7 protein-coding genes are annotated in these 8,171 nt (G+C 64.3%); 5 read left to right on the top strand and 2 right to left on the bottom strand.

Features of this window, described 5'->3' with window-relative positions:
* Nucleotides 1-197 precede the first annotated feature (197 nt).
* From ACXJKJ_RS29745 to ACXJKJ_RS29725, 5 genes are all read left to right on the top strand, one after another.
* The gene (locus ACXJKJ_RS29745; protein WP_162247820.1) at nucleotides 198-602 is read left to right on the top strand and encodes a ribonuclease E inhibitor RraB; all 405 of its coding nucleotides are present in this window, start codon (nucleotides 198-200) and stop codon (nucleotides 600-602) included.
* A gap of 430 nt (nucleotides 603-1,032) precedes the next feature.
* Complete coding sequence (locus ACXJKJ_RS29740; RefSeq protein ID WP_157281829.1) at nucleotides 1,033-1,422, top strand: hypothetical protein; 390 nt, start codon at nucleotides 1,033-1,035, stop codon at nucleotides 1,420-1,422.
* A gap of 830 nt (nucleotides 1,423-2,252) precedes the next feature.
* Nucleotides 2,253-2,510, top strand: a complete 258-nt coding sequence (locus ACXJKJ_RS29735) for a hypothetical protein (RefSeq protein ID WP_157281831.1) — start codon at nucleotides 2,253-2,255, stop codon at nucleotides 2,508-2,510.
* 76 nt (nucleotides 2,511-2,586) lie between these two features.
* Entirely contained in the window at nucleotides 2,587-3,147 is a 561-nt protein-coding gene (locus ACXJKJ_RS29730; protein ID WP_056200311.1) for a hypothetical protein, read from the top strand.
* A gap of 271 nt (nucleotides 3,148-3,418) precedes the next feature.
* Nucleotides 3,419-5,854 (top strand): glycoside hydrolase family 2 TIM barrel-domain containing protein, encoded by a 2,436-nt coding sequence (locus ACXJKJ_RS29725; RefSeq protein WP_457394864.1) that lies wholly within the window; start codon nucleotides 3,419-3,421, stop codon nucleotides 5,852-5,854.
* Between the two features lie 316 nt (nucleotides 5,855-6,170).
* Here ACXJKJ_RS29725 and ACXJKJ_RS29720 read toward each other — a convergent pair whose 3' ends face one another.
* Nucleotides 6,171-7,328, bottom strand: coding sequence for an alpha/beta hydrolase family protein (locus ACXJKJ_RS29720; protein WP_457394861.1), 1,158 nt, complete (start codon nucleotides 7,326-7,328; stop codon nucleotides 6,171-6,173).
* A gap of 139 nt (nucleotides 7,329-7,467) precedes the next feature.
* A partial coding sequence (locus tag ACXJKJ_RS29715; RefSeq protein WP_457394858.1) for a hypothetical protein occupies nucleotides 7,468-8,171 on the bottom strand: 704 nt, incomplete at its 5' end.

Below are 8,171 nucleotides of genomic sequence, written 5' to 3'. Positions count from 1 at the left end.
GGAGAGTTCACGCAGTTCGAGGACCCGACGCTAGTTGCGCGGGGTGCTGTAGTTGCCCGTAAGCTGAGTATTTCGTTCTGGGCAGCGGCAGGGCTTGTTCTCTCCGTTGTGGCAACTCACCTATGGACGCGGTGACGTCTAACTGGTCATTGGTGTGGGACGGCTCCGCCGCCCCACAACTCGCACGTTAGATGGCTATGGCTATTTCAACCATGATGGCAGTTGGCCTTGGCATCGGGGCGACGATTGGCATCGCGCTGCGGATTCTCAAGAGAGTCAATCAGCCGGCTGCGCCCGACGTCCGTATGTTGTCGCAGCTCAGACGAGCGGGATCTAAGCTGGATCAACCTCATAAGATCGATTTCTTCCTGCATTTGCCTGAACATGGCGCCGCGTCGGTCGTCGCTGAGATTCTCTCGATGCGCGACTTTTCTGCGGTCGTGCTTCCAGACGCCGAAGGCAAGGCCAGTTGGACCGTTCAAGCTTCTAGGACATTGATCCCTGGCGCCAACTCGCTCGTCGAGATCCGCCAACAACTGTCGCGGTTAGCCGGTGAGCACGGTGGAACTTACGACGGTTGGGGAGCCGAGGTTGTGCGGTGAAACCGCCATCTAACTGGTCATTGCAGCCGACCCGCGCCAGCTTCGCTGGCTGGTCGGCTGAACTCCGACGTTAGCCAGACTCCGGAATGCGTTCCCGACCCGTCATCCGATTCGCCTGCAATTTCATCGCCGCCTTGCTCGTGGTCTTTGCCCTCTGGTGCCTCCTTTGGTTGATTTCGTCGTCGAGCATGGCGTTCACTGAATGCGCGGGGGCGTATGAACTGTTCTCACCGAATCCACGGTGTCGGCAGCCGTCAATCGCGGGCTTGCTTGCCTTCGCTGGGTTGCTCGGAGCGGTTGTCGCCGTAGTCGTAGGAAGGCGGTTTCGCAAGTGAGCTATCTTTGCCACTCGGCCATGCGCCGCGAGGCTAACCGATCGCTCCAGCGGACGGCTTCGCCGTCCGCTGAGCTCGCACGGTTGAGCATCGCAATGTACCCACTGCTTGAGTCGCGCGAGGCCGCCGTGGAATGGCTTGCCGCCAAGGGCTTGTACGCTGCACCTCGAGACTGGAGCTTTGGCGAATCAGTTGTCGCAGCGTCTGGGCGACAGGTCTTGCTTCAAGAAAACGGAGAACCAATTCGCATCGAAGGCTTGACAGAAGAACTGGTCGTCTACGCCAACATGATTTGCATCTATCCGGAGCGAGAAGGTTGGTCAGTCGCGCATCTTTCCGGGGGAAAGCCAGGCGCTCAAAGCTACCTTTCCTTGGGTCAAGCAGCCTTTGAAGCAGCCAAGCTCCTTGTTGAAGCGGCATCAGTCGATGGAGCGTCACGCGATGCCCAACCCGTCATGGCAGCGGACGGCTTCGCCGCCCGCTGATTTCAAACGTTGGGCAGCGTAGAAGGCGCACATGGGTAAGCAGAGGAGCGTTCAAGTACGGGCCGTTGATCGAGGCGTTGAAATCGTCGACGTCGCACGCTCGTTTGCTGATCATCCAGAACGGTTTGAGTGGCTTCGGGCGATGCTTGCAACCCGCGGGTACGACGCTGGCGCCGGCATGTTGGTAGCACTCCGGTCTGTTCCCGATCAGGGCTGTTGGGTGCACTACGGCATGTGGCTAACCAAATCCGGGGCCTTCCTGAAGTTTGTGGCGGACGAGGCGTTTGGCTCACGGCTGTTAGAAGGCTCAGGTCGGCTGGAAGACTTCGAGCTAGAGGACGTTTCGGACCAAGTTGCCACTTCAGCGCATCTACCGGGAACTGGGAAGTCTTTTGGATGGTTGGCGTTGGACGCGATGCGCCAAATGGGCATGCGGAATGCGAAGTAGGCGTGAGCATGGAAAAAAACGCCGCCCAACCTTTTGCTGCAGCGGACGGCTTCGCCGCCCGCTGAACTCGCACGTTAGAAATCAGGGGGACATAGATGTCGGATAAGCAAAGTGAGACAAGAAAACGTTACCTTGGCGTCGGCATAGCACTGGGTGTGTCTATAGGCAGTGGTCTCGGAGTCGCTCTTGGTAACTTGGCGCTTGGTGTCGCCATTGGCATTGCTCTCGGAGTAGCGTACGGCGTATTCATTGGCAAAAAGATCGTCGATGCGGCATCACAGACGGATGGTGATCCTGATTCCTAACCATTTATTGCAGCCGACCCTGGTCGGCTTCGCCGTCCGGTCGGCTGAATTCCAACGTTGGGCATACAGGAGATAACTTGACAGCCGCGCCGCTCATTTGTGTCCGCTGCAATTTGCCGGTGAAGAAAAACGCAGAGTCGTATGAAGTTTTCGAGCGCATGCATTGGCTCTGCTTTCATCTGGAATTCGAACATCAGGGAGATCCTGATGAACCGTGCGGTGATCCCGGCTGCCCGTGGTGGCACATTGAGGTTCTTCGGCGGAAGCTGGGCGAGCTTGGTTCAGACCCAGCTGCGGTCATCAAAGCGGCCATCGACGAGCGGTGGCGCTTGTGAGCATCCGGCTGCCCAACCTTTCGCTCCAGCGGACGGCTCCGCCGTCCGCTGAGCTTGCACGTTGAACCTCTCTGCGATGCACTTCCGTACCTTTCTGAAGACTGGCGTCGAAGTGCTGCACCTCGGCACGCAGCACTCCAATGGCAATGCCTGGCCCCTCGAACACTGGAAAGCCAATTCCGGCAGGTGGCGCTTGTTCACGCCAGGCATTGATGCCTACTTAAACCAAAGGCTCGTTGAGCGCTCCTTCGGTACATCAATCGAGAACTTCATCCTGCTGCTAGAGATTGCTGATTTCGCGGCATGGGGAATCGGCGTAGCCTTCGCCGGACCGACTGGTTACTCTTCATACAAACCCAAGACCCGCGAACTTCGCAGCGTCGGACAAATTGATTGGCTCGATGTCCAGATGCTCACGCCTACACAGCAACTCCAGGCGTATCGAACCGCAACGGTCTCCGCGATTCAGCGAGCCTCCGAGGCTACTAGGAAGCCAAAAGACTTCGAGTTTGCAAAGTTCGCACAGGCGGTTGACGAAGCGCTCCGGGGGGCCAAGGTTTCGCAGGTGTCTCGGTCGGCTTTTGAGGCGAACGAGGTTCAACCCTTCGCTGCAGCGGACGGCTTCGCCGCCCACTGAGCGCGAACGTTGGGCGACAGCTTTGTGAGTTGACCGGCCGATGATCCCGCCAGAGTGAACTTCCGCTCATGGCCGAAACGAGCCCTCTGCCACTACTTGGGCGCCAACAGCCCGTAGGCTGAGGTGAACAAAGTGAACCCCAACGGTACCGGCGCGTAGACGCTGGGGTTTGCGATGCTCATCCCAACCTACGGGCTGCAGCCCGCTGATTTCGGACGAAGCCCCGTGGGGGCTGGGGCTGCCTCTCGAGATTTTCATTGGACACAAATTGATGTTGAGGCTCAACAAGTTCACGCGCCGCTTGCCATGGGCGCTGATGCTGGCGCTCGTCTCGATCACGTCGGCCGCTGAGGAACGCCGTCTCTCAATGGGCTGGCGTTTCATGGCGGGGGAGGTCAAGGGCGCGGAGCGGCCCGACTTCGACGACGGCGCATGGCGCCAGGTGGCCGTGCCGCACGACTTCTCCATCCTGGACAAGGCGGACGGGGCGCCACCCTTTGATCCCGCCACCGTGGGTGGCCGCGACTCCGGCTACATCCCGGGTGGCACCGGCTGGTACCGGCGTCATCTCACGCTGACTTCGGCCGAAGCCGCCCGCGTGGTCCGGCTCAAGTTCGAAGCCGTCTACATGGACTCGGACATCTGGCTGAATGGCGAGCCTGTGGGACAGCATCGCTACGGCTACACCGCATTCACGCTGGACCTGACAGGCAAGGTCAAGGCGGGCGACAACGTCATCGTCGTCCGGGCGCGCCATGAGGACTCGTCGTCGCGCTGGTATGCCGGCTCGGGCCTGATCCGCCCGGTGGCTGTGGAACTGCTGGACCCGGTGCACATCGACCCCGACAGCGTGGCGGTTGCGACCCGCGCCGCGACCGCTCAACGGGCGAACTTGGACGTTCGGACACGCCTCTCCAACCGCCAGGCCAAGTCACAGCAGGTGGAAGTGGTCACGGCCGTGACCAGCGTCGACGGCAGCGAGACCGTCGCCCGCGCCAGCAAGCGTTATGTCGTGCCGGCCCGCGGCCAAGTGGATGCCGCGCAAGCGCTGGCCGTGGACAAGCCCAGGCTGTGGGGGCCGTCGGCACCGCATCTCTACCTGCTTCGCCAGGAGGTGCGCGTCAACGGTGTCGCAACCGATGTGCGCTTGACCCGTTTCGGCATCCGTACCGTGGCGATCGATGCGAAAAACGGCTTGCGCATCAATGGCGAGAAGGTCCTGCTGCGCGGCGGCAACATCCACCACGACAACTACATGCTCGGCGCCGCCGGGCTTCCCGATGCGGATGCACGCAAGGTCGCGCTGATGAAGGCGGCCGGCTACAACGCCATCCGCAACGCCCACAACCCAGCAAGCCAAGCCACCCTGGACGCTGCCGATGAGCTCGGCATGCTGGTCATCAACGAGGCCTTCGACGCCTGGCGAAACAGCAAGACCAGCGCCGACTACGCCCGCTTCTTCGCTGACAACTGGCAGAAGGACTTGGACAGCCTGATCATCAGCGGCCGCAATCACCCCAGCGTGCTGTTCTGGAGCATCGGCAACGAGATCCGGGAGCAGGGCACGCCCGAGGGCGCGAAGACTGCACGGATGTTGGTCCAGCGGGTCCGCCAGCTCGACGCGACCCGGCCGGTGACCCAGGCGGTCAGCATCGACTCCCCGACGATCGCCAGCGCCTATGGCGAGCTCGACGCGGCCGGCTACAACTACATGCCCCACCTGTTCGAACGCGACCACGAGCAATACCCGTCGCGCGTCATGTACAGCGGCGAGTCCCTGTCCCGATACGCCTTCAACTACTGGCGCCCGGTGGAGACCCTGCCGTGGGTGATCGGCGATTTCGTGTGGACCTCCTTCGACTACCTCGGCGAGGCCGGCATCGGCTGGGTGAACGCCAAGCAGGACTGGAAGACCTGGGGCCCATATCCGTGGCACCTGGCCTATTGCGGAGAGATCGACGCTACCGGGCGCAAGCGACCCGCCGCCTACTACCGCCAGGTACTGTGGAAGACCGGCATCGACCCGATCGCGGCCTTCGTCGAGCAGCCGGCTGGCACTCGCGCCTTCCCGCACTACCCCTTCCCGGAAGGCGACCCGCACAGCGACTGGACGCTGGAGGACGTGCATCCCAGCTGGTCGTGGGCCGGCCAGGAAGGCAGGCCGCTGAACGTCGCGGTGTACTCGGAGTTCCCGGAGGTCGAACTCTTCCTCAACGACAAGAGCCTGGGGCGGCAGGCCGTAGGCCTCGCCACTGAATACAAGGCCCGGTTCGTCGTGCCCTATGCGCCGGGCCGCCTGCTGGCGGTCGGCTATCGGGACGGCAGGCGCGCTGGCCAGTGGGAGCTGCGCACAGCGGGTCTGCCGGCGGCGTTCAAGGCGACCGCGGATCGGTCGCAGCTGAAGGCCAATGGCGAGGACCTGGCCTACGTGACGATCGAGCTGGCCGACAGCGACGGCGTTCCCATCTACGCGCGCGCCGGTGATCGCCAGGTGAAGGTCAGTGTGACCGGCGCCGGCGTGCTGGGCGGCGCGGGCAACGGCGACCCCGTCGATGCGAGCAGCCTGCAATCGGGCGAACGCAAGACCTTCCACGGTCGGATGGTGGCGGCAGTCCGCGCGGGCGCTTCGCCCGGCCCCATCGTGGTTGAAGTTGCCGTCGAGGGCCTGCCGACGCAGCGGATGCGGCTCGATGTGATTGCGCGATGAAACCGCAGTAGCGCAGCGCTGGTCTGGCTGCTGGCCTCGTACAAGGGCCTGCCCAACGTGCTGATGCTGATGACGGGCCTGATCGGCGTCTACACCTTTGGGACCCGCCGCACCACGCTGGGCCGGCGCATCTATGCCCGACCATCGCTCACCCGTGCAAGCCCTTCAAGCTTGGCAGATCTCCAAACCCCATTTGTTCAAGCGCGCCGTATACAAACAGGCGGGTCTTGACACCTAGCCACTCGCGATGTCGTTGATCCCATATGCCGCCGCTTGCGTTGGGATTCGCGATGCTCACCCCATTAGCCTACCGAGCTCAGGCCGGCTGCAGCAGCACGCGGCCGAGCGCCTCGGGCCCGGCCGGCTGGGCATCGGGGCGCAGCAGCGCGCGGGCCGCTGCGTCGTTGCGCAGGTGCGCGTCGAAAAAGGCCGCCTCCCAGCCGCCCGTCTCGGCGTTGGCCGCTTCGTTGAAGCCGTGGGTCTGGCCCTTCATCTCCACCACCCAGGCGGGGCCGCCCACGGCGCGCGCGGCGGCCAGCACGTCGGCGGCCGGCACGTTGCTGTCCAACTCGCCGCTGACCGCAAACCAGGGCCGCTTGACGGCAGCGAGGCCGGCGAAGTCAAGGCCGAAGTTCCAGAAATTCGGGCCGGCACCCGGAGGCAGGTTCACGGGCAGGCCCATGGCCCGTGCCGCGGCCATGCCGATGCCGGGAAAGGGCACCGTCCCGAAGCCGGCCTTGATGCGCTCGTCGGCCAGGGACAGGCCGCGCCGCGCGGGGTTCAAGCCGCCCATCAGCGTGAGCACGGTCAGGCCGCCGGCACTGCTGCCGGTGGCGCCGATGCGGGCGGCGTCGATGTGGTCTGCGTAGTGTGGGTGGGCCAGCACATGGTCCAGCGCCGCGCGCACCGCCAGGCTGCGCAGGGCGAACATTTCGCTGCCGCCCGGCGTGCGCCTGTCACCGTGGTAAACGTCGACCACGATGTAGCCCTGCGAGGCCAGGTGCGCGAGCTTTCCGATGTGCCACAGCCCATGCGTGCCCTGCCCGCCGGAGTGAACGATCAGCGGGTAGCGCGCCCGCTCGTCGGCAAACAGCGGCGCCTCGCCGGGCCGCTGCATGTGCGGCAGGCGATACCAGCCGGTCTCCTCAGGGAAGGTGTAGTCGGGGCGGCGGTTGTCGGCCGGCGTCGGGTAGAACACCGTCAGCACCACCGGCAGGCTGCGTCCGGCCAGCGCCCCGGCATACGGCCAGTCCTTGGGCACCTTCACGTCGATCACCAGCGTGGCCTGGCGATCGCTGATCAGCTGGTCCAGGTACAGCGGGCCTTGCGGCGACAGGCTGCCGATGAGGTAGTCCGCCATCGGCGCTGCGGTCGCCGGCTCGGCCTTCATGCAACTGCTGCCCACCGCGTAAGGGCCGTTGCCGGTCGTCCACCCTGCGGCACCGGCCGCGCCAGCCAAGGGCGCCAGCAGCATCCCGCCCAGGAACCTTCGGCGCCCCAAACGGGCTGCCGTCACACGCAAAACATCCAACACAGCTTTTGCTCCCTCGGCCGACACGGCCGGGGCGCAGTGTGCCGTGCCAGGGAACGGTCCAGCGCTCGGCCCATGGGTATTACTGCCAGGACTCGAGCTCCAGCGTTCGCGAGCCGCCCACCAGCATCGGTGAGGTGGAGGGCTCGCTGCGTTCCAGCTTCACGAGGCCGACGCCGCGGCAATACCACTCCAGTGTCGTCAGCGGCTGGTCGCGGTAGCCGGTGATGGCGTCGACGAAGATCTTCACCGTCGCGCTGCCACGCACGCGCAGGCAGGGCGAGAAGCTGCCTGCCGACGTGCGCACCACGTCGGACACCGCCTCGATTTCATAGGTCATGGGGATGTTCGGGTGGCTGTGCTTGATCTCGCGCGGGTACTCGGCCGTGCGCATCAGCAAGTAGGCCGTCGTCGGCGCCTGCCATTGCGTGCCGACCACGAACGGCGCCTTCAGCACGAAGCGGCCCGGCGCATCGGCCACCGGGTCGGCCTGCATGTCGCTCTTGCTGGCCACGCGCACGATGCCAGCGTCATCAGCGCGCAGCCAGTAGTTCACGCCGCTGTCGCTGCGGCGCTGCCAGGCGGGTTGGTCGTCCAGCACCAGCGTGGCCGAGCCCAACGTACGCAGCGTCAGGCTCTCGCGCTCGGAGGTGTCCGCGCCGCTGCGTGTCGTGACCGTGTAGGTCCAGCGGTGGCCGCCTTCGAGCGGGAACCAGGACTGGCTGTCGGGCGTGCGGCCGCAGCCGGTCAACACCATCGAAGCGAGCAGGAGAGCGCGCCTCACAC

The organism is Roseateles sp. P5_E1 (assembly GCF_054049335.1).
Note: the sequence above shows the minus strand (reverse complement) of the source record. Positions and strands in the feature narration are given on the sequence as shown.

Coding starts and splice junctions, on each gene's coding strand:
- ACXJKJ_RS29745 (WP_162247820.1), top strand. CDS start 198: ATGGCTATTTCAACCATGATGGCAGTTGGCCTTGGCATCGGGGCGACG.
- ACXJKJ_RS29740 (WP_157281829.1), top strand. CDS start 1,033: ATGTACCCACTGCTTGAGTCGCGCGAGGCCGCCGTGGAATGGCTTGCC.
- ACXJKJ_RS29730 (WP_056200311.1), top strand. CDS start 2,587: ATGCACTTCCGTACCTTTCTGAAGACTGGCGTCGAAGTGCTGCACCTC.
- ACXJKJ_RS29725 (WP_457394864.1), top strand. CDS start 3,419: ATGTTGAGGCTCAACAAGTTCACGCGCCGCTTGCCATGGGCGCTGATG.
- ACXJKJ_RS29720 (WP_457394861.1), bottom strand. CDS start 7,328: ATGCTGCTGGCGCCCTTGGCTGGCGCGGCCGGTGCCGCAGGGTGGACG.